Raw genomic sequence first — 23,313 nt, forward strand, 5'->3', positions numbered from 1 at the left:
TATATTCATTATCATTTTATTACTGATAGTTTTAACAAGTGTTAAAGGCGCTTAGTAAATAAAATACTAAACAATATCAGGAGACACTTCCGTCATCTGGCTTTGCAAATAATTAGGTAGACCAATCATATCAATCAGGCGCAACTGCTGCTCGAGCCAATGAGCATGATCTTCTTCGGTGTCTTTAAGCTGCTCAACGAGCATCTCACGGGTGACATAATCATGCTCTGCTTCACAAAGCGCGATGCCGTCTTTAAGGTGCTGCTGTACCTGATACTCTAAATCGAGATCAAGCTGCAACATCTCAGGAACCGTCGTCCCAATATTAATCTCATTGACGCCCATCTTAGGCGTACCGCTCAACATCAAAATACGGCGGATAATCGCTCGGGCGTGCAGTGTTTCATCGTGCATCTCATGGCTGATACGGTCATACAGTTTGCCGTAATGCCATTCTGCGTACATCTCAGAGTGAATGAAATATTGGTCACGAGCTGCAAGCTCACCACCTAATAAAAAATTTAAATAATCAATGACCTTTGGGCTGCCTATCATCACCTATACTCCTGTATTTTTATTTATCTGCGTCTACATTCACAATAACACATATATAGAAAGTACTATTAGTAAACTAATCAGTAAAGATTAAAACCAACGAAATGTCTTACAAGATTAGTCAGATATAGTAGCATACGGGAATAACGGCGCTTGTAACGATATGAACTAAGAATAAGATGCTAATTGAGAATCGTAATTAATTCGTATAACGAGCCTTAGGGTTTGAGAGTTTTAACGAGTTTTTTCATGCAATTATTTAATAAGGTTAACAAGGGATGTTAGAGAATTTAAGATAAATAAGTGCAGATAGTAGCTGTCATTGAGTACTGCCCTGCTACGCTTTTTATTGATAGCAGGTCATCAATAGCAAAGTCTACAAGGAGTGCTTAAACGGCATAAGCCAACGCATCAAGTTTGGCGTGATGTTCATCAAGGTAGTCATTGACCATAGGTTCGCAGCAGCCACAGCAAGTCGCTACATCAAGGGTATCTTTTAAACCGTCTAACGTATCAATGCCTGAGGCAATAGCGGCTTTAATTTGTTTTTCTTTGACGTCGTTACAGATACATACGTACATGTGCTGGCTCCTACATAAATGTCAATCTTGTTATTCGTTATAATAACGATAATTATTACCATTTACAATAGTATTTGAGGTATTGTTCAGTCACATCGTTATTACTACAGGGTTATCTTACCCTTACTTAATCCATGTAACTGCATATAACCTTGGGTGTAACTATAACGTACCAAAGGTAGTAAAATGGCGACGAACTGTAAATTTGCTCATTTTTTAATCGATTTTACAGATGACTGCTGTTATATTGACCCCCTATTAACTAAATCCATATTGGAATTGTTCTATGTCTAATAATAATTCTACGATACAACCGCTTGAGTTATTTAAAGTATTGTCTGACCCAACGCGCTTAAAAATCTTCCAAATCTTATTTAACAAAGAATCGCGCTGTGTGGGTGAATTGGTAGAAATACTTGACCAACCACAGCCGACCATTTCGCGTCACTTGAATCATTTGAAAAAGCTGGGTATTTTGAGCTGTGTTCGTGATGGGACATGGATGTGGTATGAAGTGTCTGATAATCTGCCAGAATGGTGCCAAGAGATTTTGGAAATCACCTATAAGCAGATATCGACCAAAGACATCAATATGCCGAAGCCTGCTTAGCTTGATACTAAGAGCAAGAGGTATTGATATAGTTAGTTCAAAATAAAATCGATGTTAATAGTTGTGTGCGACTGGTCTAAACTTTCCTTGCTTATTGCTATCACAGAGGCTACGAAAAATTCATCCCCGTCACACTGTATCTGTTTTAGAATGAAGCCACTATAATTAATACTTCAGCGCATAAAAAAAGACCTATAATTTATAGGTCTTTTTTTTGTTTTCAAACTTTGTCTTAAAATACGCCTCTAAGATAAATACGCCTTTAGATCTAAATTATACTAAGTCTAAAAAATCACTCACAAAGGCGTTGGCTGGCTGGTGAATCAGCTCCTCAGACGTCCCTACTTGCTCGACGCGACCATGGTTCATCACCACAATCTCATCAGATACCGCCCGCGCCTCTTCTTGGTCATGCGTCACCATGATGCTGGTAATACCGAGCTCGTGGTGGATATTCTTTAGCCAAGTACGCAGCTCTTTACGTACCTTGGCATCTAGCGCCCCAAACGGCTCATCTAACAGCAGTAATTTTGGCTTAACAGCAAGCGCTCGTGCCAGCGCAATACGTTGACGCTGACCGCCTGATAACTGATGCGGATAAGCATTGGCAACTTGCGGCAGCTGTACTAAGTCTAGCAATTCAGCAACGCGTTTATTGATATCCGCTTTACTTGGGCGCTCGTTTTTTGGTAATAAGGTTAAGCCAAAACCGACATTATCGGCGATGTTTTTGTGGCGAAACAACGCATAGTGCTGAAACATAAAGCCAATATGGCGCTTTTGTACCGGTGTATTGGTGACATCTAACTCATCAAATAATATCTGCCCTGAGTCTGCATATTCTAGACCAGCAATGATACGCAGCAAGGTGGTTTTACCGCAGCCTGAAGGACCAAGTAAAGTGGTCAACTTCCCCGTCGGTACAGTAATATTGATATCATCTAAGGCAGTAAAATTACCGAATTTTTTATTAACGTTGCGAATCTCGATGCTCATAATGGGTTCTCTTATTATATTTTTGGTTTAACGTCTTCATGTGACAGATGGCTTGTTAACGACTGCTTTATAGCATAGCGCTTATAGACGACCGCTGCTTTCTGCCAGGGTTGCATCTTTAGGGTTTGATGCATTGCTAGCATTGGCACTAACTGGCAACTCAGGCACAGTTGCTAAGCGCTCAGACTTGGCAAATTTGCGCTCTTGCAGCTTAGTCATTACTTGTTGTATTAGCAGCGTTACCAGTGCCAAGGCAGCAAGTAAGCTTGATAAGGCAAAAGCGGCGGTAAAGTTATAATCGTTATAAGCAATCTCAACCAATAGCGGCATGGTATTGGTTTCACCGCGAATATGACCGGAGACCACGCTGACTGCGCCAAACTCGCCCATTGCCCGTGCATTGGTCAAAATCAACCCATACAGCAGCGCCCATTTGATATTCGGTAGCGTCACATGCCAAAAGGTCTGCCAACCTGTCGCACCTAGCGTCAATGCTGCTTGCTCTTCACTATCACCTTGCGTCTGCATCAGAGGAATTAGCTCACGGGCGACAAACGGAAAGGTGACAAATAACGTCGCTAAAATAATCCCTGGTACGGCATAAATTACCTGAAAGCCCATGCTTTCAAGCCAGCCACCAATGGTAGAGTTAAGCCCGAACAACAGCACAAACATCAAACCTGCAACCACCGGCGACACCGAAAACGGTAAATCAAGCAATGTCGTCACCAGTTGCTTACCTTTAAATTGATAACGGGTCACGAGCCACGCAATTGCAATACCCATCACCATATTAATCGGCAACACAATCGCCGCGGTAATTAAGGTTAATTTAATCGCTTGTAAGGCTTCAGGGTCGACCAATGAGGCAATATACAACTGCCAACCATTTTTAAAGGCTTCATAAAAGACCGCGAACAGTGGCACGACCAACATGATGACCATAAATAACACCGCGATGGTGATAAAGGTACGGCGTATCCATGGCGTATCTTTAGTCGCTGGGTTGCTTTGGTAGTCGTAGCTATTAGAGATTTGCATTAGCGGGCTCCTACGCGGCGCGACAGCTTCCACTGTACGATATTAATGGTCAATAAAATCACAAATGAGATCAGTAGCATAAAGAGTGCGACGGCTGAGGCGCCTTGCACATCAAACTGCTCAAGCTTACTGATAATGATTAGTGGCAAAATCTCAGACTGCATCGGAATATTACCGGCGATAAAAATCACCGAGCCATACTCACCAGTGGCACGGGCAAACATCATGCCAGCGCCCATCAGTAAAGCCGGCAATAGCTCAGGTAAAATCACCTTACGAAAGGTCGTAAAGCGATTGGCGCCCAGTACCGCCGCTGCTTCTTCAAATTCAACCGATAACTCGGCAAGCACCGGCTGCACAGCACGGACGATAAAGGGAAAGCTGACCACCACTAAAGCGAGCCAAATACCTAATGGCGTAAAAGCCACTTGAATATCAAACTTAGCGAACCACTGCCCGATTAAGCCATTAGGCGCATAAAGGGTGGCAAGCGAGATACCCGTAACGGCTGTCGGTAGTGCAAATGGCAAATCAACCAACGCATTAATCAGTGATTTACCCCAAAACTCGTAGCGCACCAGCACCCAAGCAACCAGCGTACCAAACACCATATTGGTGAGCATCGCCAAAAACGACATCCATAAGCTGAGTTTGATAGCAGCGGTGACTTGCGGCTGAGTAATAGTTTCCCAAAAGCCTGTCCAGCCCATTTGTGTCGTGGTATAGGCCATCATGGCAAACGGCAGCACCACCAGTAATGATAAGCTAAAGACAGTGATGCCCATGCTTAGCCCAAACCCTGGTAGCACATTGCGCTGGCGCAAGCGTGTCAGCCAACCTTTTTTATTGACAGGTTTGCTGGCAGGAGAAGTTGTTGCACTCATAGTGATGTCCTATTGCCTAACTGCTGGCGCTTATTTGCTGCTCGTAAGCACCACGTGATATCAGATGTATTTATTATTGGTCTGCTTAAGCGATAAAGGACACAGCGTGGGTAGCCATGTCCTTTATGTGCTCGGACGTTACTCTAAAGCTGACTGCTTAAACGCTATTTAATATCAAGCTCATAAAAACTTTATAAATGGGCTACGCAGTCAGCGTACTAGCGGCTTACTTTGGTGCATTAATGGCTAACTGATCGAACACGCCGCCATCGCTAAAGTAAGTGCTCATGATTTCATCCCATGTGCCAAAGGCATCATTTGGACGGAAAGTATCGATAGGTGGCAATTTATCGCTGTTCTTATCAAGCACACTCTTCACACTTGGGCGCAGGTATAAATTGGCTGCCAATTGCTGAGCAGGCTCGCTCCATAAGTAATCAAGATAAGCTTTTGCCGCATCAGTCGTACCTTTTTTATCGGTAACGGTCTTCACGACAGCGACTGGGCTTTCAGACTTGATAGAGTATTTAGGATAAACGATATCCACTTTACCCAAACCAAAATCGGTCGCTGCTAAATTGGCTTCGTTTTCAAAGGTCACCAAGACATCACCGATACCGCGTTGAACGAAAGTCGTCGTCGCTGCACGTCCGCCATTCTCATAGACTTTGACGTTTTTAAGCATGTCTTTGACGTAGTTTTTGGCTTGTGTCTCATCTTTATTAAAGGCATGCAAACCATAACCATAAGCACCTAAGAAAGCATAGCGACCATTACCCGTGACTTTTGGGTTGGCCATAACAATCTCAACGCCTTCTTTGGTCAAGTCTTGCCAGTCGTTGATACCTTTTGGATTGTCTTTACGTACTAAGAAGACGATGGTACTGGTAAAAGGTACGGCGTTGTCTGGGAATTTACTTTCCCAATCAGCCTCAACCAAGCCTTTTTTCTCAAGTAGCTCGATATCAGAGCCTTGGTTCATGGTCGCCACATCGGCTTGCAAACCGTTAGCAACCGATAATGCTTGCTTACTTGAGCCGCCGTGTGATTGCTTGATTAAGATATTGCTGTTTGGATTTTCCGCTTTATAGTGCTCAACGAATAATGGGTTGTAATCTTTATAAAAGTCGCGCGCCACATCGTAAGAGACGTTTAATAGCTCAATATCTTGACCTTCGGTAGTGGCTGGCGTGCCTTCTGCGTTGGTTGCTGGTTCAGCTTTATCGCTATTACTACAGCCTGCGATACCCAACGTAAGCGCCACACCGGCGATACTTAGTACGCTAAGCGTTTTGTTTTTATATTTATAACCTGTGGTATATGATGTCATGGCTGCCTCAAAAGGGATTGGTTAGTGAATGCAAGTATGCTAACAGCGCCAGCTTATTATGTTTAATGATGAATATGCGTATGTTATTGCCAAAACGGAATATAGTATTTATAAAGATAAGGTTATCAATAACTTAAATACGATAAGCAATAGATAACTTTAAATATTTTATAAATTGACACTTTGGTGCCAAGATATTTATTCATTATTATTTATGGTCATTTAGCGCTTTAACCACTTATAAACGGCTTTATAAAGCGTTAAAAGGGTTAAAGCAGCTAATGAATGGCTTAGGCGCTGTCCGTTACTTTACCCGCGCTAGCTGATCAAAACGCCCACCATCGACAAAGAAAGTCTCCATGATACTGTCCCAATCCCCAAACACGGCAACCGGCTCAAAGGTTTGAATATCCTTTAAAGTGCCTGTATGGGCTGCGAGCACCTCTTTGTTGCTCGGACGCAAATACATCTTTGCCATCAGCTCTTGCGCCGGTTTATCCCACAGTGTTTTTAGATAAGCAGTTGCCGCGGCGGTGGTGCCTTTTTTATCGGTTACGGTTTTCACCACAGCAACAGGGTTGGCAATCACAATAGAGTAACTTGGATAAACGATATCGACCTGACCTTTGGCAAACTGCTTAGCAGCCAGATGCGCTTCGTTTTCAGTGGTGATTAAAACATCACCAAGACCGCGCTGGGTAAAGGTCGTGGTGGCAGCGCGCGCGCCATTGTCATAGGTGACGACGTTTGCCAGTAGTTTTTTGATAAAAGCATCGGTTTTGGCGGGGCTTTGCACCTTTTCTTTAAAATGATGTAAGCCGTAGCCATAAGCGCCCAAAAAGGCATAACGCGCCGTGCCACTGGTCTTTGGATTTGGCAATACTACGGCAATATCGTTACGGGCTAAGTCTGACCAGTCTTTGATGCCTTTTGGGTTGCCCGCACGAACTAGCAGTACCATAGTACTGCTATAAGGCACGGCATTGTTTGGCAATGCCTGCTGCCAATCGCTAGCCACCAAGCCTTTTTCAACCAGCAAATTCATATCGCTTTCTTGGTTTAGAGTAACGACGTCTGCCTGCAAGCCATTGGCAACCGCCAGCGCTTGTTTGCTCGAGCCGCCGTGCGATTGGTTGATATTAACCTTGATACTTGGGTGTTTTTGCTGATAATTTGCATTAAACAACGGGTTGTAGTCTTTATAAAAGTCGCGTGACACATCATAAGATACATTTAATAAATCAATATTTTTTGCCTTATTGGCGGCGTCATTTTGGTTGGCTTCGGTAGGGTTGCAGCCTGTGATCAGTACCGCCGCTGCGAGCACACTACCAAGGCCAAAACTGCTGGCAAAGTTGATAGTAAAGCTAAAGCGATTGGTGAGCACTGTGCCGATGCTTTTAGGTTGAATGGCGAAAGTAGCACGCGCATTAATGTGCTTAGGAGGTATCTTTTGACCGCTCTTTTTATTTGGCTGCATATTTGCTCTCTAATAATAGGGATAAAAACCTTGCGTTTCGAAATTCGGTTCTATGGATAATGAGCAATATGCTAACAGCCTGTGAGACAATTGCTTAGTGACAAATACGCTTATCGAGTTATTAACTTGGCATAAGTAATTTTATTAGTTATTCTAAAGTGCTTGTTTTTTCTCGGTATTTTTGTAGTTTTGTGATAAGCAGACACTTTTGAGTAAGTTACGGTATTGCTTAGGCTCTAGACGAGCCTCTATAGAGTCGATATTATCCCTTAGCTTCTTGTATATCAGGCGCTGCACTCATAATAGGCAGCTCTACCCCTTTTACTAACTTCCTTATCAAAGGTACTTAAATGATTATGTCTCCACCTCGTTATGCCCGCCACTCACGATTTTTTGCCGTCATTTTGACCACCTCTGCAGCTTTACTTACCTTAAGCGGCTGTAATAACATGATGCCCAGCGTAAATAACCAAACCACTAAGCAACCGAACGCTGCCGTCACGCCAGCGGTGCAAGCAGTCGTTGGAGATTATGCTTCTGAAGGCTATCACAAGCGCGCACAAGGTTCTGATTGGGTTGGGGTGATGGTACGAGCAGATGACGCAGACAACGGCGACCAGATTAATATTCAGGTACGGGCGCGTAGCGATGTGAAAAAACCAACCTGTCATTTTGATGGTAAGGCGACATTAATGGGTCAAGACGATGCGCACGGTGTTATTTTCCAAAGTAAGGTTAATGACAGTACGGCGTTCTTTCAATTTAAAGATGATACCTTGTCTATAGATAGCCAAGATAAATACACGCTGAATTATTTTTGTTCGGGTGGTGGCTCGATCGTTGGCGAGTATCAGAAGCTTGAGGGAGATTTAGAGCTGCATTAACCGCTTGAATGGTTGGCTTTAGATAATAAAAAAGGTGTCAGACGTTTAATCTGACACCTTTTTTAATACTTTTATTGGTGACGATAAAATATTACTTAAACCGCAGATGCACCAACTAACTTCACCTCAGCACGCTCCTCTTTTGCGATACCAGCATAGTAATTGCGTAAAATCTCTAGTACTTCAGGACGGCTAAAGTTCTCTGGCACGTTCTCATCTTCTGATAATGCCTTACGCAACTTAGTACCTGATACTTTGACATGCTCAGACGCTTCATGCGGGCAAGTTTTGTCTGAAGCCATAGCATTACAAGCATTACACCAAAACGTCCAGCCAATTTTTAACGGCTGAGTAATCAAATCATCTTTACCGACATATTCAAAGATAGTCTGCGCATCAAAGGCACCATAATAATCACCGACACCGGCATGGTCACGACCAACAATCAGATGGCTACAGCCGTAGTTTTGACGGAATACCGCGTGTAGTAGCGCCTCGCGTGGTCCTGCATAACGCATATCGAGCGGATAACCGGCTTGAATGACGGTGTCTTGTCTAAAATAATTATCAATCAAGGTTTTAATCGCCTCTTGGCGCACTTCAGCTGGGATATCGCCCGGTTTGAGTGCCCCGAGCAATGAATGAATCAATACCCCATCGCAGATTTCAATGGCAATCTTGGCAAGATATTCGTGTGAGCGGTGCATTGGATTACGTGTCTGGAAGGCGGCAACCGTTTTCCAGCCTTTAGCATCCAGTATTTCCCGCGTTTCAGCAGGGGTTTTATAAATCTCTGGGTATAAAGTTGGGAACTCGCCTTCGCCCAACACCTCAACACTACCTGCAATGTTTACTTCACCTTGGTTGAGTACTTGTTGTACGCCCGGATGCTCAGAATCTGTGGTGGTAAAGACTTGCTGACACTCATGGGCTTTATCGATGGTATAAGTCTCTTCTACCGTTAAGATGCCCATAATCTCGCCATCTTTCGCCACCAATGCGACTTTATCACCTTGATTTAGGCTGTCGGCAGTCGCTTTAGGCGCTGATAACGTGATGGGAATTGGCCAAAACAAGCCAGCATTGTCGCCACTTTGCAGGCGCATATCATCAACGACGCCCTGCCAATCTGCCTGATTCATAAAACCATTTAGCGGCGTAAAGCCGCCAATCCCAAGCATAATCAAATCGCCACGCTCACGAGAACTTAAGGTAATCGTCGGCAAGCTGCTGGCAAGTTTCAATGCTTGGTTGCGGGCATCACCCTTTAATAGTAACGGTTTAAGCTCGCTGCTGCCATGTGGCGGCACAAGTTTTGATGAGGAGAGATTGGGATTAGTAGATGTCATTTTTAAAACCTTAATAATGAAATTGAGAGATAGTTGGTCAGGAGAATGAGCGCTTAAATTTGATAAGCATAGGCTACCTAACTTTCGTTATGAAAATTTATGCTGTGTTTGGATATACATATGTCTTAAAGGAATTTATGTTTATAGACGCAAGCTTATATGATGTGACTCTGAATTGTTTACCTTGCGATTGGCAATACAAGCGATCACACGCAAATCATTTTCGTCGCCGCTTTTATGTTTCAAACAAAATTGAGATTACGTCATGTATCAATATAATTACGCTGACCAAACCTTGGTAGAAGAACGAGTCGCCCAGTTTCGCGACCAAACCGAGCGGTTTTTGGCAGGTGAGCTGCCAGAAGAGCAGTTTTTACCGCTGCGTTTACAAAATGGGCTATATATCCAGCGCTATGCACCGATGCTACGTATCGCCGTGCCTTATGGCTTGCTGGCAACCTATCAATTACGCAAATTGGCTGAGATTACCCGTAAATATGATAAAGGTTACGGCCACTTCACGACCCGTACCAATATGCAGCTGAACTGGCCAAAACTAGAAGAAGTGCCAGATATTTTGGCAGAATTGGCATCGGTGCAAATGCACTCGATCCAAACCTCGGGTAACTGTATCCGTAATACCACCACCGACCCTTATGCGGGTATTCATAAGGAAGAAATCGCCGATCCGCGTCCTTATTGCGAGATTATTCGTCAATGGTCAACCTTTCATCCGGAATTTGCTTTTTTACCGCGTAAATTTAAAATTGCCGTGATTGGAACGGCGAAAGATCGCGCGGCGACGCAAGTCCACGATATTGGTCTACATTTAAAGAAAAATGACGCAGGCGAGCTTGGCTTTGAGGTGATTGTCGGGGGCGGACTTGGGCGTACGCCAGTGATTGGCAAAACCATTAATGCATTTTTACCGCGTCAGCATCTGCTCAGCTATTTAGATGCGATTTTGCGTGTCTATAACCTGCATGGTCGCCGCGACAATAAATTCAAGGCGCGTATCAAGATATTGGTCGATAGCATGGGCGGCCCAGCGTTTGCCAAGTTGGTCGATGCCGAATGGGAAGCCAATATCAAAGATGGGCCGTTGACCTTGACCGATGCCAACTTTGCTAAAGCCAGCAGCTTTTTTACTGAGCCTGATTACCTAAGCTTTGATGCACTACAGGTACAGTCGGACTTGCAGCAGCAACTAGAGGCTGATAAAGACTTTGCCAATTGGTACCAGCAAAATACTGTAGCGCATAAAATCGCAGGCTACCGCGCGGTCGTCATTTCGTTAAAAGCGGGCTTAGTCGACGGACGCTACGTACCGTCAGGTGATATTACTGAGGCGCAAATGGACGCCCTCGCCGACCTCGCTGATGAACATAGCTTTGGCGAGCTACGTGGTACCTATCAGCAAAATCTGGTCTTTGCCGATGTACAAACCAACCGCTTGTACGAATTATGGCAGCAGCTGGCTGCACTACATTTGGCCCGTCCAAATATCAACACCCTAACCGATATGATCGTCTGCCCGGGCTGGGATTTTTGTTCGCTTGCCAATGCCACGACCCACAATATCGCTGAGCAAATCGAAAAGCAGTTTAATGATCTCGACTATCTTTATGACTTAGGTGAGATTCGCCTCAATATGTCTGGCTGTATGAATGCCTGCGCCCATCACCATACCGGCGATATTGGTATCCTTGGGGTCGATAAAAAAGGCGAATACTGGTATCAAATCAGCCTTGGCGGTAACTCTAGCAACGACGCCAAACTCGGTAAGATATTAGGCAGGGCGGTACCAACCGATGCCGTAGCAACGACGATACAAAAGATAATCGACGTTTACTTAGAGCAGCGCGTTAGCAATGACAATGACGTCGAAGGCTTTGGTGAGTTAATCGACCGTATTGGTATTACCCCTTTTAAGGAGAAGGTCTATGGCTAATCATCATGTGTTTACTAGCGAAGGCATCGATATTAGCGAGACTGACACTTGGCTTGCGCTTAGCACCGATGAGCTGCCTGACGGTATTACCCTGACCGATATATCTTTGTTAGAGCTGCTGCAAAAACAAGAAAAACTTGAAATCGTTTTACCGCTTGCTGATTTATTAGATGCTAAAGGCAATATTGCAGGCGGACTACTATTACAAGTACGTGAATTGTTAGCCGAGCATATTAGCCGTACCGGTGTCTGGGTGACATCAGATAGCGATACCGAAGTGCTGACGCGTATTCCAGAGTTTTTATTACAGCAAGATTTGATTGTGATTCATGTCCCCGCTTTCACTGACGGACGTGGTTTTAGTTACGCCCAAACCTTACGCCAAATAGGCTATCAAGGCGAGATTCGTATGGCTGGCAAGTTTGGTCGCGATCAAATCGCCTACCTGCTACGCGCAGGCGCAGACAGTTTTGTGATAAGCGCGCATGACCTGCAGTCTATCTCTGATATCAGCCAAGCATTTAATGCACTTGCCAGTAGTTATGACGGTCGTAACGCCGCCGACTTACCGATGTTTGCTGGTGCCTAATTTATTATTAAATATTCAATTCACTATTAACTAGCTAGCTATTTAAATTATTAACCACCATTAAGGAACGTATTATGAGCCAATTACACCCAAATTTAGATATCGATCAAGCCAACCAAGAACTAAAAGGTAAATCACCAGAAGAAATCGTCGCATGGGCGCTTAGCCAAGCAAAAAACCCCATTATCACCACCAATTTCCGCCCGTATGAGTCAGCGATTTTGCATTTGGTTGCTAAACAGCGCCCTGATATCACGGTATTGTGGGTAGATTCTGGCTATAACACCGACGCGACCTATCAATTTGCCAATAAAGTTATCCGTGATTTGAACTTAAACGTCATCACTTATATTCCTAAGCAAACGGCTGCCTATCGTGACGCAACCATGAACGGTATCCCAGGCATTGATAATCCGCAACATGATGAATTCACTGATCAAGTAAAACTTGAGCCATTTCGCCGTGCGTTAGATGAGCTAAAACCTGATGTCTGGTTTAACGCCATTCGCAAAGATCAAACTGAATTCCGCCAAGGTCTTGATGTGCTTAGCTTATCAAAAGATGGCGTGTTAAAAGTAGCGCCGTTATTTGAAAAAACAGACGCGGATTTAGACGTCTATCTTGAAGAGCATGATTTGCCTAACGAGTTTGATTACTTTGATCCAACCAAAGTTGAAGAAAGCCGTGAGTGTGGATTGCATACGCAGCTATAATATTGCTGGCTTAATAAATCACTATGTTTGAACGTAAAAAGCCCTTTTAAATGAAAGGGCTTTTTTAATTTCGATAGCTTATAGCTTTTTAGAACGTTATTTACGACCGAGAACCCAGCCACCATCCATAAAGACGTTCGAGCCATGCATATAGTTTGAGTCATCAGACGCCAAAAATACCGCGAGCGCTGCAATCTCTTCGGGCTTGCCAGCGCGCTGTGCTGGTATACGATTTAGACGCTCATCCTCAATACCGTCCGTCATTGGGGTTTCGATAAAGCCTGGCGATAGAATATTCACTTTGACGCCTTGACTACCGAAATCAAATGCCAACTGTTTGGTAAATCCTAACACCGCATGCTTAGAGGTCACATAAGCGGAACCGCCGGGACCTGCCATTTGCGTGGCTTGGGAGCCAACATTAATAATGGCCCCACGCCCTTGCTTGATAAAGTGTGGAATCACCGCTTTTGAGGCAAGATATGGCGCTTTGACATTAATAGCCATCAATTTGTCATATAAATCTTCTTCTAACTCGACGGCATTATCATAAGCGTCGTGGATACCAGCGCCATTATATAAAATGTCAATTTGACCATAAGCTTCCAAGGCTTTATCGACCACGGCTTGAATCTCTGCTTTTTTGGTCACATCAGCAAGCACAAAGATAGCTTCTTGACCCTTATCTGTCATGTCTTTGACAATACGATTGCCGTCTTCTTCATCGCGACCCGTGACGACGACCTTTGCTCCTTCGTCGGCATAGGCTTTTGCAGTCGCTTCACCCAGTCCTGATGTGCCGCCAAATATAATAGCTACTCTGTCTTGTAATTTCATCATGTTCATCCTTGTTTTTTATGTCGTAAATGAAACTTTTTTCTATCTGATAACGTCTGAGTTAGATTAACATAGTCACTTAACACTCAATGCTAGCCTATGTTGGATATATTTAATCAGCTAATAACTGACACACATCTAGCCTTTTAGTTGCATAAATAACGTTTTCTTAACGTTTTATCAGATAACATTAAGGTATTCTATGGCTTCAAAACTGGCGTAACATCACATTAAACATTACGCTAACCTTTTAAAGCTAAACTATGGACGAAGTTGCCCGCCATTGCGGCTACTTGTGCTTATTTTTATAATTAATCTCGATCATGGCTTTGCCACACTCATCAATACGGATATTTGATATGCCCTTTATAAAAAAAATTGATTCATTCTATGAAAAACTGCACGATAAGCTGCCAGCTGTCGGCAAGGCAGCCTCTTTTTTGACGGGTACTGGCGTCCTCACGGCCAATAGTGCGTTGGTTGGTCTACCGGTCTGGACTATGGGCGCGGCGAAAGTATTGACTGGCGCGAAAGCTGCGGATGATGCGCTGATTGCAATTACCAAATACTGGATTAATAGTAATAATGCCGTGATTGACCACGCGCTACCCCATAAAGACTGGCGCATTAATCTGCCCGACGATTTGAGCGAAGACAAGCAGTATCTTTTGGTAAGTAACCATCAATCGTGGGTTGACACCAGTATCGTGCAATATATCAGCCAAGATACGCTACCTTTAACGCGATTTTTTACTAAGTTTAATCTGATTTACATTCCCGTTATCGGTCAAGCGTTTTACTTTTTAGACTTCCCAATGATGCGCCGCCACTCTAAAGAAGCGATTGCCAAAAATCCTGCCCTCAAAGGTAAGGATATCGAAGAAGCAAATCGTGCCTGTCGTCAATTAAAAAACAAACCCTTTGCCTTACTCAATTATTTGGAAGGGACGCGCTTTACTAAAGAAAAACATGATAAGCAAGGCTCACCTTATCAGCATTTGTTAAAACCACGCGCTGGCGGGTTGTCGTTAGCGCTTAATGCGTTAGGCGATGAATTGGATTCTATTTTAGATATCACTATCGTCTACCCAGACGGCGCGCCTGACTATGATGATTTATGGAAAGGTAATATTCGCCGCTTGGGCGTCGATGTGACTCGCTTAACCATACCAGACGAATTATTTGCGGCAATCATGGATGGCGGTTATGACCGTGACGAGACCACTAAAAAAATGATGTTTGATTGGTTAGAGGATATTTGGCAACAAAAAGATGCCCGCATTACTAAGATGCTAAGTGAGTTTGAATAGAATTTGCAACCCGTTAAATGTCGTTATCGCCAATATCTAATGCCAGTTATCATGTAACTATTATTTATTATCTATCAGCTACTAACCACAAGCTTAAAATTTAGCTTGTGGTTTTTTATATCGCGATTCTGCATTTTAATTCCCTACCTATTCCACATCCTAGCAAAAATCATCAGTAACATGACAAAAACGAATATGTTAATGCCAATTCACTAGGTGAGCGTCCGCCTGTGATACCTCATAATGGTGGCATATTTTATATTGATTGAATCATTGGTGATGCTATGAACACCTTTCCGCTATTTTTTAAATTAGAAGACCGCAAAGTGCTGATCGTTGGTGGCGGTGATGTCGCGCTACGTAAAGCTGACTTGCTCAGCCGCGCCGGTGCTGCGATCACGATTCTTGCGCCAAGTATCAGTACTGAAATACAAGCTTTACTCTCAGATAGTAAGCACGAGCTGATTTATGAAAACTACAATAAAGCTTACATGACAGGTGCGCGCGTTATTATCGCTGCGACGGATGATGAAACCCTTAATCATCAAGTTCACGCTGATGCTAGCGAGCTGAATATTCCGGTAAATGTGGTCGATACCCCGCATTTATGCGACTTTATCTTTCCAGCCATTGTCGATCGCAATCCCATTGTGATTGGCATTTCATCTAACGGTAAAGCGCCCGTGCTGGCACGTTTACTGCGTGCACGTCTTGAAACTTTAATCCCACAAGGTTATGGCAAGCTGGCCAAGCTTGCTGGTGAGTTTCGCCATGAGGTAAAAACAAAAATTCCAACCCTTACCGGACGTCGCCAGTTTTGGGAACGCGCCTTTGAAGGTCAAATCAGTCAGCTGATGTTTGCCGGTAATGAGAAGGAAGCAGCGGCGCAATTGCAAGCGGATTTGGATAACACTGCATCCGCTATCAATGAAAAAAATACAGTAGATAATACATCTACAGAATCCCAAACTATGCAAAACGGGATAGGCGAAGTTTATATCGTTGGTGCCGGTCCTGGTGATCCAGAGCTGCTTACCTTTAAAGCCCTACGCCTCATGCAGCAAGCCGATATTGTCTATTATGATGCGCTAGTATCACCGCAAGTATTAGACCTATGCCGCCGCGATGCCGATAAAGTATTTGTCGGTAAAAAGCGTAGCAACCATGCGGTCGCTCAGCTTGGTATTAATGAGCTATTAGTCAATAGCGCAAAAGAAGGTCGCCGTGTGGTACGGCTAAAAGGTGGTGATCCCTTTATTTTTGGCCGCGGCGGTGAAGAAATTGAAAGCTTACGTGTGCACGGCGTGCCTTACCAAGTCGTACCTGGCATTACTGCTGCTAACGCTGCTGCCAGTTATGCAGGAATTCCGCTCACACATCGTGATCATTCGCAGTCGGTACGTTTTGTCACTGGGTTTTTAAAGGCTGGCGCGCCCAATAGCAACTTTAAGAGCTTTTTAAATACTGATGAGACCGTGGTGTTTTATATGGGGCTGCACTCGCTGGCACGTTTGACGACAGGTTTAATTGATGCTGGGCGTAATAGCGATACCCCAATCGCTATCGTCTCCAATGCTAGTATGCCCAATCAACAAGTATTAACAGGTACGCTTGAGACTATTGGCGCTAAGCAAGAACAAGCACAACTGCCAACCCCTGCTTTACTTATTATGGGTGACGTGGTCGCGTTACATCATGATTTGGCTTGGTATAACCTACAGAATCAGCAAGACAATCAAAACACATCAGAAACTGATAACAACTGGTTGCGAGGCGGTACGGCTACGACGCCAAACAAAGAACCTACTAGCCAGCAAGCGCATGCACTATCTATGGTCGCTAACTTGGCAACAACTGATGATGGTTTGGAGCAGTTGGTGATTGGTTAGGTTTTATTATTACTTTCTAAAAAGTTAAGTCCTACCGATAATATATTGGCAGGGCTTTTTTTATGCGCTTGCAACAGAGCAGAAGAACAAATCCCACCAATTCTTGCTAGAATAATCGCTGTCTTATATTATGAATTTTTAGGCAGAGTCTCAAAATCATGCTGCCCTACTAGCGTCCTTTAGCGTTATAATCAAATAGGAGATAGGTGGCCAATTTAACCTAAATCTAAGCTTATATTTTTCACTAACATACCTAAAAATAATTACTGTTATCACTATTGTGAGCGCTGGAAATGAAGTTTTGGCCTATTAGAACCCTTGAGGAATTAGAGATTCTATTAAGGGGTCAGCCATTAAGAACCGTAAAGAGGCTTATCAGTGGAACTCAAAGCAGTTAAGTAAAAAGGTGACACCCCCGCAAGGTGTTGAATATCCTAATATTTTTTCTATAGAAAATCTACTAGAGGATTGGACCGTACAGGGCATTACTTGGGAAATCCTACCTGAATATATGGTTAATTATAAAATCTTCACAGGTCGTTAATGTAGGGCAAGCCCTAATAAAGAGTCAGTAGCCAAAAGCGAGACTGGTAAATTATCATTTATGGTATGATTATTTAACTCTAAATCACTTATTGATTAAGCCATCCTCTTAATTATTTACGCGTTGTAATATCCTCTATGTCAAAGTCTACCGAATTGTCTGCCATCTCCAAACCCTTAACCATTTTACACACCTCAGATTGGCATTTGGGGCGTAGGCTTTATGGGCGCATGCGTTATGATGAATTTGAAGCGTTTTTAAATTGGCTGCAGGATACCATTAGCGCGCAAAAAGTAGATATATTAATCGTTGCGGGTGATATTTTTGACACCATGACGCCGAGTAACAGAGCGCAGGCACTATATTATGAATTTTTAGGTCGTGTATCTAGGTCTTGCTGCGAGCATATCGTCATCGTCGCGGGCAACCATGACTCCCCTACTTTTTTAGATGCACCCAGCAATGTCTTAAAATTCCTAAACGTTCATGTCATTGGCACTGCTTGTGAAGACTTAAACGATGAGGTATTGGTTTTAGACGATGCAGACGGTGCACCTCATTGTATTATCGCCGCAGTCCCTTATCTGCGTGACCGTGACGTGCGTAGCAGTGCCGCTGGCGAGTCTGCGGATAGTAAAGATGTCAATGTCATCAAAGGCATTCGTGCCCATTATGATAAAGTCGCTAGCATTGCTAAAACGAAGCAAGCTAAATTAGTCGAAGCAAGCCAACGTCACATTCCTATCATCGCTACAGGGCATCTATTTGCAGCTGGTGGCACTACTACTGAGGACGATGGTGTGCGTGAGCTTTATGTCGGCTCACTCGGCAAGATCTCTGCTGATATGTTTGATGATGGCTTTGATTATGTGGCACTTGGGCATTTGCACATACCGCAGCGCGTCGGTGGTCGTGAGAGTATTCGCTATTCAGGCTCGCCTATTGCGATGGGCTTTGGTGAGGCTAAGCAACAAAAACAAGTATTATTGGTGCAGTTTGGTACAGTAGAGAGGTCTTTATCTGAAAGCACTATTCTTCAGCTTACTAATACAGTGACCACGATCGAAAAATCAGTAGAAAAAGCCGCTAAAAAAGTAGCCAGTCAGGCGACGGATTTTATGGACGATTTATTTGGTTTTGATAACACCGCAGAAAGCGAAGAAAATACGCAAAAAGCCTTTGAAGGATCAATTTCTAATCAGATAGACGCTATACAGAGTAATGATTCCACAAATAACTCTATTGCATCCTCTAACCTATTACATCATAACGAATCACAGCAGATGCAGGTTATTTCCCTACCCATCCCAAAATTTCAAAAATTGGCGCAAATATCGGGTGATTTGGAATCTATTAATAAGACTATTGATAAAACCATTCAATCTCTTGAGGCAACAGAATCTGTCTGGCTTGAAATTATTTATACGGGTGATGAGGTGGTCAGCGAGTTGCGTGAGCATATTCAGGCGATGGTCGATAATTTGCCGTGTGAGGTGTTAAAAATTAAAAACACGCGCACCTATAATAAAGTACTTAACCAACAGCAGATCTCTGAGACGCTACAAGACTTAAATGAGGAGGAAGTTTTTGAGCGCTGCTTAATTGCTCACAATATTCCCGATGAGCAAAAACCCTCTTTACGTGACGCCTATGATCAAATCGTTTATAACCTGCGCCATGCCGATACTCAGGCCGAATAATAACAGCGCATTTTGGATGCCAGCCAACAACTTCTTCACTTTTCATCACTGTTCTCTTTATAACTGCTCTATATAAAAATAAGACCTGCCCATGCGACTGATTGAACTACGACTTAAAAACTTAAACTCCCTAAAAGGCGAATGGCACATTGATTTTAGTGACCCTGCTTTTCTAAATGAAGGGATTTTTGCCATTACTGGGCAGACGGGCGCTGGCAAGACTACTATTTTGGATGCGATTTGCTTAGCACTTTATAGCCAAACGCCAAGATTGGGCGATATTACCGGCTCAACGAACGAGATCATGACCCAAGGTACGGGTGAGTGTTCAGCAGAAGTTATTATCGAAATAGATTCCAAACGCTATCAATGCTACTGGTACCAGCATCGCGCCCACAAAAAAGCCAAGGGTAACTTATTACCGATTAGACACGAGATTAGCGAGGTTAAAACCGGTAAGATTTTAGAAGAGAAAAAGTCTAAGACTTCCGCCTACATTCAAGACCTTATCGGCATGGATTTCAATCAATTTACCCGCTCCATCATGCTCGCACAGGGCAGTTTTGCCGCGTTTTTAAAGTCAGATATTGGCGATAGAGCCGCCATTTTAGAGAAAATAACGGGTACTGCTATCTATGCCAAAATATCGTTAAACGTCCATGAAAAGAAACGCTTTGAGGAAGAAATACTGGGTAAGCTACAAGCGGGCGTTAGTAGCCTATCGTTATTAAGTTTTGAAGATGAAAAGTTACTGGTAGCAGAGCTACAGACCCTTAATCAACAGCAAAGCAAGCAGCGGCAAACTTTCAAAACCCTAAGCGAGCAGCTGCAGTGGCTGGATAATGTACAGCAGCTGCAGCAAAATATATTAACTTATCAAAATGATTTTGCATCGGCTCAGCAGGCTCAGCAAGCCTTTACTCCAGAAGCGCAGCGCCTAGATATTGCTAATAAAGCCTTGGAGATTGATAGTCAATTTCGAGAGCTTAGCTATAGCCGAGAGTCGGTCAAGAGGTTGGGTTTCGAGCAGCAAGATTTGCTTAATAAGATTCCAACCCAGCAAGAAGCGCTGGCACAAGCCACGACCCATTTAGATAATATCAATACCATTGAAAAGCAAGCTACGGACAATCTGCAGACCACCTTACCTATCATTGCAAAAACGCGCGAGTTGGATGCTGAAATAAAACAGCAATCCCATTCTTTGGCAGACGATAATCAACGTAAAGACGTCTTAGTCAATAATACGCAACGATTACGCCAAGAAATAGCCAGCCATGGACAAACAGAACAAGAGACCAAAGCTCAGCTTAGCAGTATAGAAAAATATTTTAGCGATTATGAAGAGCTAAACGATCTCGATACAGATATGGCGACCTTTGATAGCAGCTGTCGCCGATTAGTGGTGTTGCTAGAAGATAATGTCAGCTTAGCGGCGGATAAACTTGCACATGACAACCAATCAAGCCAGCTACAAGCTCATTTCGATAAGCTCTCTAAGCAGCAAGATGCTGATAAGTTGTTAATCACTGAGCAACGCGAGCAACTGGTCAGCTTACAACAGCAGCAAGCAGCACTTATTGAAAAACAATCTCTCGCTAGTATGCGCAGCGAGCAAGAGCAAGTGGACCAGATCAACACTCAGATTGCGCAAGCCAGCTTTAAGCTACAGCAGCTATCCGATCTTGCTAGCCAAATCGAAAAAACCAATCTCTCGCTGCCCACGCTAACCGAGGAACTAACGACCTTAGCAGGATTGATTGCTAGTCATCAATCAGATATTCAAGACGCTAAGCTTAAGAGGCAAGAAAAACAAGAGCATCTGAGCTTACTACAAAAGGTCGCTGGGCTTGAGGACTACATAACAGAGCTAGAAGATGGCTTGCCCTGCCCACTTTGCGGTGCGCATGAGCATCCTTATGGCAAACATCATCCATTATTAGACAGTAATCATACTGATGATGACAATGCCGAGCAAAACCAGTCGTCCACAATAAAACAGACTAAGACGCAACAAACTCAGCAGCAAATAGCTGAACTAGAGACTGTTATTAATAACCTTGAGCAGGCTTTATCAGCATACAATATCGAATATGCCACCAAGAAAGAGACGCTTAACAACCAAGAGCAACAACTAGCGCCGCTACAGCAGCAATCCAAAATTTTACATGGCGATATCCAGTCTTACCTATCTTCACTATTTGAGGCTGAAAACAATTATTCTGAAGCAATCGCAGCAATTATCAATCCTCTTAATAAGATAGGCGATGATATCAATGCGACCATCACGAATATAGAACATAGCTTATCCTTATTAGACACCGCCAAACACAACCTGACTGAACATAAACAGTCTCTTAAAACCATAGTGATCGAACATGAGTACTTAACTGAAAGTGCTACAAAGCTCAGTACTGCCATCGAAGCGGATGAAAAGCAGCAACAGGCACTTAGTCATGACATTAATAATCTAACCACTGACATCAAGCTTAACTCGCAGAAGCTTGATGGTATAAAAGATAAGATTGTCGCTAATTTCTCGGAATTGGCGCCCCTGATGACCACTGTTGCATCTCTAACGTATAAATACCCTGCGGATAAATATAAAGATTATTTAACTACAGCGCTCAATGCGGCAGACATCCACGATGCACTTAAGCAATTGGGTAATAGTTTTGATGAGCAAACGGTAATAGACAGCGCAGATTATGACCGTCATATTGAAAAACTGCGTCAACAGCGCAGCGCTTTAAACCAGTTAAAACGACAATTTAATGAGCAGAAAAACAGCCAACAGCAGCTAACCAATAGTTTAAGCAGTTTGACCGCGCAGATTGAAACCAAGCAAGCACAGCTTAGCAATGATGAAACAGCGCTCAAAGAGCTAGTGAACTTAGTTGCTCATAAAACCAAGGCTATCGAACAATTAAAGCAGAATAGAAAAGAGATTTTTGCAGATAAAAATACAGACAATGAAGAAAATCAATTACGCCGTGCGGTTGATGCAGCTAAAGCCAAGCAAGTAGTCGCACAAAGGCAGCTAGATGCTGTACAGCAGACTCTAGAGCAATTAACGGCTAGAGAACTACAGCTAGACACAGAGCTACAGGCGGCGATGTCTACACTGAATACGCAGCAAAGCACCTTTACTCATTTGCTCGCAGAGTCACAGTTCGTAGATGAAGTTGCTTTTGTGAGTGCCCGCCTGCCTAAAGAAGAGCGTGAGTCACTACAGACACGTAAATTAGCGATTGATAATGCATTGCATCAAGCTAAATTACAGCTGGATAGCACCCAGCAAGCATTAGAGCAAAAACTTGCCAATCCTATGACCGATGAAGACCGAGAAATACTTGCTGGCCAGCACCATCAAATACAAATAGACATCGACGAGTTAAGTCAAAAAATCGGTGCGATTGACCAAAAGCTTAAGGATAACGACAGTCAAAAAGGCCAACAAGCGGCACAGCTCATTGCTATCAATGAGCAAAAACAAAAGCTGCAAGTTTGGCAACAGCTACATACGCTCATTGGTTCCGCTGATGGCAAGAAATACCGTACTTTTGCCCAAGGCTTAACGTTTGAAGTCATGATTAGTCATGCAAATACGCAATTGCAAAAAATGAGTGACCGCTATTTACTCATTCATGATGACAGTAATCCCCTTGAGCTTAATGTCATCGACAACTATCAAGGCGGCGATATTCGCAGTACCAAAAATCTCTCCGGCGGTGAAGGCTTTATTATCAGCTTGGCATTAGCGCTTGGGCTATCACAAATGGCCAGCCACAATATTCGCGTCGACTCGCTATTTTTGGATGAAGGCTTTGGCACACTTGATGAAGAGTCGCTTGATATTGCGCTCGACACCTTAACCAGCTTGCAGCAAGAAGGTAAACTTATTGGCATTATCTCGCATGTACAGGCGTTAAAAGATCGTATCTTAACCCAAATTAAGGTTGAAAAACTCTCTGGCGGCTTTAGCCAAATCAGTGGTCAAGGCTGTCGCCGAGTTGCCAATGCTATCAATGCTACCAATGAAAAAGTCTCGTAAGTTAAGTCAGTTAATA

General features: G+C 43.5%; 18 protein-coding genes. 9 read left to right on the forward strand and 9 right to left on the reverse strand.

Features of this window, described 5'->3' with window-relative positions; all coding sequences use genetic code 11:
- Positions 1–66 precede the first annotated feature (66 nt).
- Both bfr and QJS82_RS05600 read right to left on the reverse strand, forming a co-directional pair.
- The gene (gene bfr, locus QJS82_RS05595; protein ID WP_281491520.1) at positions 67–555 is read right to left on the reverse strand and encodes a bacterioferritin; all 489 of its coding nucleotides are present in this window, start codon (positions 553–555) and stop codon (positions 67–69) included.
- A 389-nt stretch (positions 556–944) separates the two neighbouring features.
- Complete coding sequence (locus tag QJS82_RS05600; protein ID WP_149489495.1) at positions 945–1,136, reverse strand: (2Fe-2S)-binding protein; 192 nt, start codon at positions 1,134–1,136, stop codon at positions 945–947.
- 286 nt (positions 1,137–1,422) lie between these two features.
- Between QJS82_RS05600 and QJS82_RS05605 the strand changes: the two genes are divergently transcribed.
- The gene (locus QJS82_RS05605) at positions 1,423–1,746 is read left to right on the forward strand and encodes an ArsR/SmtB family transcription factor (RefSeq protein ID WP_201565897.1); all 324 of its coding nucleotides are present in this window, start codon (positions 1,423–1,425) and stop codon (positions 1,744–1,746) included.
- Between the two features lie 273 nt (positions 1,747–2,019).
- Here the strand turns inward: QJS82_RS05605 and QJS82_RS05610 are convergent, their stop codons facing one another.
- From QJS82_RS05610 to QJS82_RS05630, 5 genes are all read right to left on the reverse strand, one after another.
- The gene (locus QJS82_RS05610) at positions 2,020–2,742 is read right to left on the reverse strand and encodes a sulfate/molybdate ABC transporter ATP-binding protein (RefSeq protein WP_183618246.1); all 723 of its coding nucleotides are present in this window, start codon (positions 2,740–2,742) and stop codon (positions 2,020–2,022) included.
- 81 nt (positions 2,743–2,823) lie between these two features.
- A complete protein-coding gene (gene cysW, locus QJS82_RS05615; RefSeq protein WP_201625429.1) occupies positions 2,824–3,783 on the reverse strand; it encodes a sulfate ABC transporter permease subunit CysW in 960 nt (319 codons plus the stop codon).
- Entirely contained in the window at positions 3,783–4,667 is an 885-nt protein-coding gene (gene cysT / locus QJS82_RS05620) for a sulfate ABC transporter permease subunit CysT (RefSeq protein WP_183618248.1), read from the reverse strand. The genes cysW and cysT overlap by 1 nt, the downstream gene beginning before the upstream one ends.
- 226 nt (positions 4,668–4,893) lie before the next feature.
- Positions 4,894–5,997, reverse strand: coding sequence for a sulfate ABC transporter substrate-binding protein (locus QJS82_RS05625; RefSeq protein WP_281491521.1), 1,104 nt, complete (start codon positions 5,995–5,997; stop codon positions 4,894–4,896).
- Positions 5,998–6,301: 304 nt separating this feature from the next.
- Positions 6,302–7,477, reverse strand: coding sequence for a sulfate ABC transporter substrate-binding protein (locus QJS82_RS05630; protein ID WP_281491522.1), 1,176 nt, complete (start codon positions 7,475–7,477; stop codon positions 6,302–6,304).
- A gap of 350 nt (positions 7,478–7,827) precedes the next feature.
- Between QJS82_RS05630 and QJS82_RS05635 the strand changes: the two genes are divergently transcribed.
- Positions 7,828–8,361, forward strand: a complete 534-nt coding sequence (locus tag QJS82_RS05635; RefSeq protein ID WP_281491523.1) for a hypothetical protein — start codon at positions 7,828–7,830, stop codon at positions 8,359–8,361.
- Between the two features lie 95 nt (positions 8,362–8,456).
- Here QJS82_RS05635 and sat read toward each other — a convergent pair whose 3' ends face one another.
- Positions 8,457–9,710, reverse strand: coding sequence for a sulfate adenylyltransferase (gene sat, locus QJS82_RS05640; protein WP_281491524.1), 1,254 nt, complete (start codon positions 9,708–9,710; stop codon positions 8,457–8,459).
- Between the two features lie 265 nt (positions 9,711–9,975).
- Here sat and QJS82_RS05645 point away from each other — a divergent pair, with 265 nt between their 5' ends.
- The 3 genes from QJS82_RS05645 (at position 9,976) to QJS82_RS05655 (ending at position 12,963) form a co-directional block, all read left to right on the forward strand.
- Entirely contained in the window at positions 9,976–11,661 is a 1,686-nt protein-coding gene (locus tag QJS82_RS05645; RefSeq protein WP_281491525.1) for a nitrite/sulfite reductase, read from the forward strand.
- Positions 11,654–12,250, forward strand: a complete 597-nt coding sequence (locus tag QJS82_RS05650) for a DUF934 domain-containing protein (RefSeq protein WP_281491526.1) — start codon at positions 11,654–11,656, stop codon at positions 12,248–12,250. Before QJS82_RS05645 ends, QJS82_RS05650 begins: the two co-directional genes overlap by 8 nt.
- Positions 12,251–12,324: 74 nt before the next feature.
- Complete coding sequence (locus QJS82_RS05655) at positions 12,325–12,963, forward strand: phosphoadenosine phosphosulfate reductase domain-containing protein (protein WP_191689862.1); 639 nt, start codon at positions 12,325–12,327, stop codon at positions 12,961–12,963.
- A 96-nt stretch (positions 12,964–13,059) separates the two neighbouring features.
- On the opposite strand, the gene QJS82_RS05660 is transcribed toward QJS82_RS05655, so the two are convergent.
- Positions 13,060–13,803, reverse strand: a complete 744-nt coding sequence (locus QJS82_RS05660; protein WP_281491527.1) for an SDR family NAD(P)-dependent oxidoreductase — start codon at positions 13,801–13,803, stop codon at positions 13,060–13,062.
- 356 nt (positions 13,804–14,159) lie between these two features.
- Here QJS82_RS05660 and QJS82_RS05665 point away from each other — a divergent pair, with 356 nt between their 5' ends.
- The 4 genes from QJS82_RS05665 (at position 14,160) to QJS82_RS05680 (ending at position 23,297) form a co-directional block, all read left to right on the forward strand.
- Positions 14,160–15,110 (forward strand): 1-acylglycerol-3-phosphate O-acyltransferase, YihG family, encoded by a 951-nt coding sequence (locus QJS82_RS05665; protein ID WP_281491528.1) that lies wholly within the window; start codon positions 14,160–14,162, stop codon positions 15,108–15,110.
- A gap of 284 nt (positions 15,111–15,394) precedes the next feature.
- Complete coding sequence (cysG, locus tag QJS82_RS05670) at positions 15,395–16,999, forward strand: siroheme synthase CysG (protein ID WP_281491529.1); 1,605 nt, start codon at positions 15,395–15,397, stop codon at positions 16,997–16,999.
- A 681-nt stretch (positions 17,000–17,680) separates the two neighbouring features.
- Positions 17,681–19,243 (forward strand): exonuclease SbcCD subunit D C-terminal domain-containing protein, encoded by a 1,563-nt coding sequence (locus tag QJS82_RS05675; protein WP_281491530.1) that lies wholly within the window; start codon positions 17,681–17,683, stop codon positions 19,241–19,243.
- 91 nt (positions 19,244–19,334) lie between these two features.
- The gene (locus tag QJS82_RS05680) at positions 19,335–23,297 is read left to right on the forward strand and encodes an AAA family ATPase (RefSeq protein ID WP_281491531.1); all 3,963 of its coding nucleotides are present in this window, start codon (positions 19,335–19,337) and stop codon (positions 23,295–23,297) included.
- Positions 23,298–23,313: the final 16 nt, after the last annotated feature.

The organism is Psychrobacter maritimus (assembly GCF_029953575.1).
Classification (GTDB): Bacteria; Pseudomonadota; Gammaproteobacteria; order Pseudomonadales; family Moraxellaceae; genus Psychrobacter; species Psychrobacter maritimus.

Bases quoted from the DNA above. Each gene is read 5' to 3' on its own strand.
- QJS82_RS05625 (WP_281491521.1), bottom strand. From the start codon at position 5,997: ATGACATCATATACCACAGGTTATAAATATAAAAACAAAACGCTTAGC.
- QJS82_RS05675 (WP_281491530.1), top strand. From the start codon at position 17,681: ATGTCAAAGTCTACCGAATTGTCTGCCATCTCCAAACCCTTAACCATT.
- QJS82_RS05635 (WP_281491523.1), top strand. From the start codon at position 7,828: ATGATTATGTCTCCACCTCGTTATGCCCGCCACTCACGATTTTTTGCC.
- cysT (WP_183618248.1), bottom strand. From the start codon at position 4,667: ATGAGTGCAACAACTTCTCCTGCCAGCAAACCTGTCAATAAAAAAGGT.
- cysG (WP_281491529.1), top strand. From the start codon at position 15,395: ATGAACACCTTTCCGCTATTTTTTAAATTAGAAGACCGCAAAGTGCTG.
- QJS82_RS05600 (WP_149489495.1), bottom strand. From the start codon at position 1,136: ATGTACGTATGTATCTGTAACGACGTCAAAGAAAAACAAATTAAAGCC.
- QJS82_RS05680 (WP_281491531.1), top strand. From the start codon at position 19,335: ATGCGACTGATTGAACTACGACTTAAAAACTTAAACTCCCTAAAAGGC.
- sat (WP_281491524.1), bottom strand. From the start codon at position 9,710: ATGACATCTACTAATCCCAATCTCTCCTCATCAAAACTTGTGCCGCCA.
- QJS82_RS05665 (WP_281491528.1), top strand. From the start codon at position 14,160: ATGCCCTTTATAAAAAAAATTGATTCATTCTATGAAAAACTGCACGAT.
- QJS82_RS05655 (WP_191689862.1), top strand. From the start codon at position 12,325: ATGAGCCAATTACACCCAAATTTAGATATCGATCAAGCCAACCAAGAA.
- QJS82_RS05660 (WP_281491527.1), bottom strand. From the start codon at position 13,803: ATGATGAAATTACAAGACAGAGTAGCTATTATATTTGGCGGCACATCA.
- bfr (WP_281491520.1), bottom strand. From the start codon at position 555: ATGATAGGCAGCCCAAAGGTCATTGATTATTTAAATTTTTTATTAGGT.
- QJS82_RS05645 (WP_281491525.1), top strand. From the start codon at position 9,976: ATGTATCAATATAATTACGCTGACCAAACCTTGGTAGAAGAACGAGTC.
- QJS82_RS05630 (WP_281491522.1), bottom strand. From the start codon at position 7,477: ATGCAGCCAAATAAAAAGAGCGGTCAAAAGATACCTCCTAAGCACATT.
- QJS82_RS05605 (WP_201565897.1), top strand. From the start codon at position 1,423: ATGTCTAATAATAATTCTACGATACAACCGCTTGAGTTATTTAAAGTA.
- cysW (WP_201625429.1), bottom strand. From the start codon at position 3,783: ATGCAAATCTCTAATAGCTACGACTACCAAAGCAACCCAGCGACTAAA.
- QJS82_RS05610 (WP_183618246.1), bottom strand. From the start codon at position 2,742: ATGAGCATCGAGATTCGCAACGTTAATAAAAAATTCGGTAATTTTACT.
- QJS82_RS05650 (WP_281491526.1), top strand. From the start codon at position 11,654: ATGGCTAATCATCATGTGTTTACTAGCGAAGGCATCGATATTAGCGAG.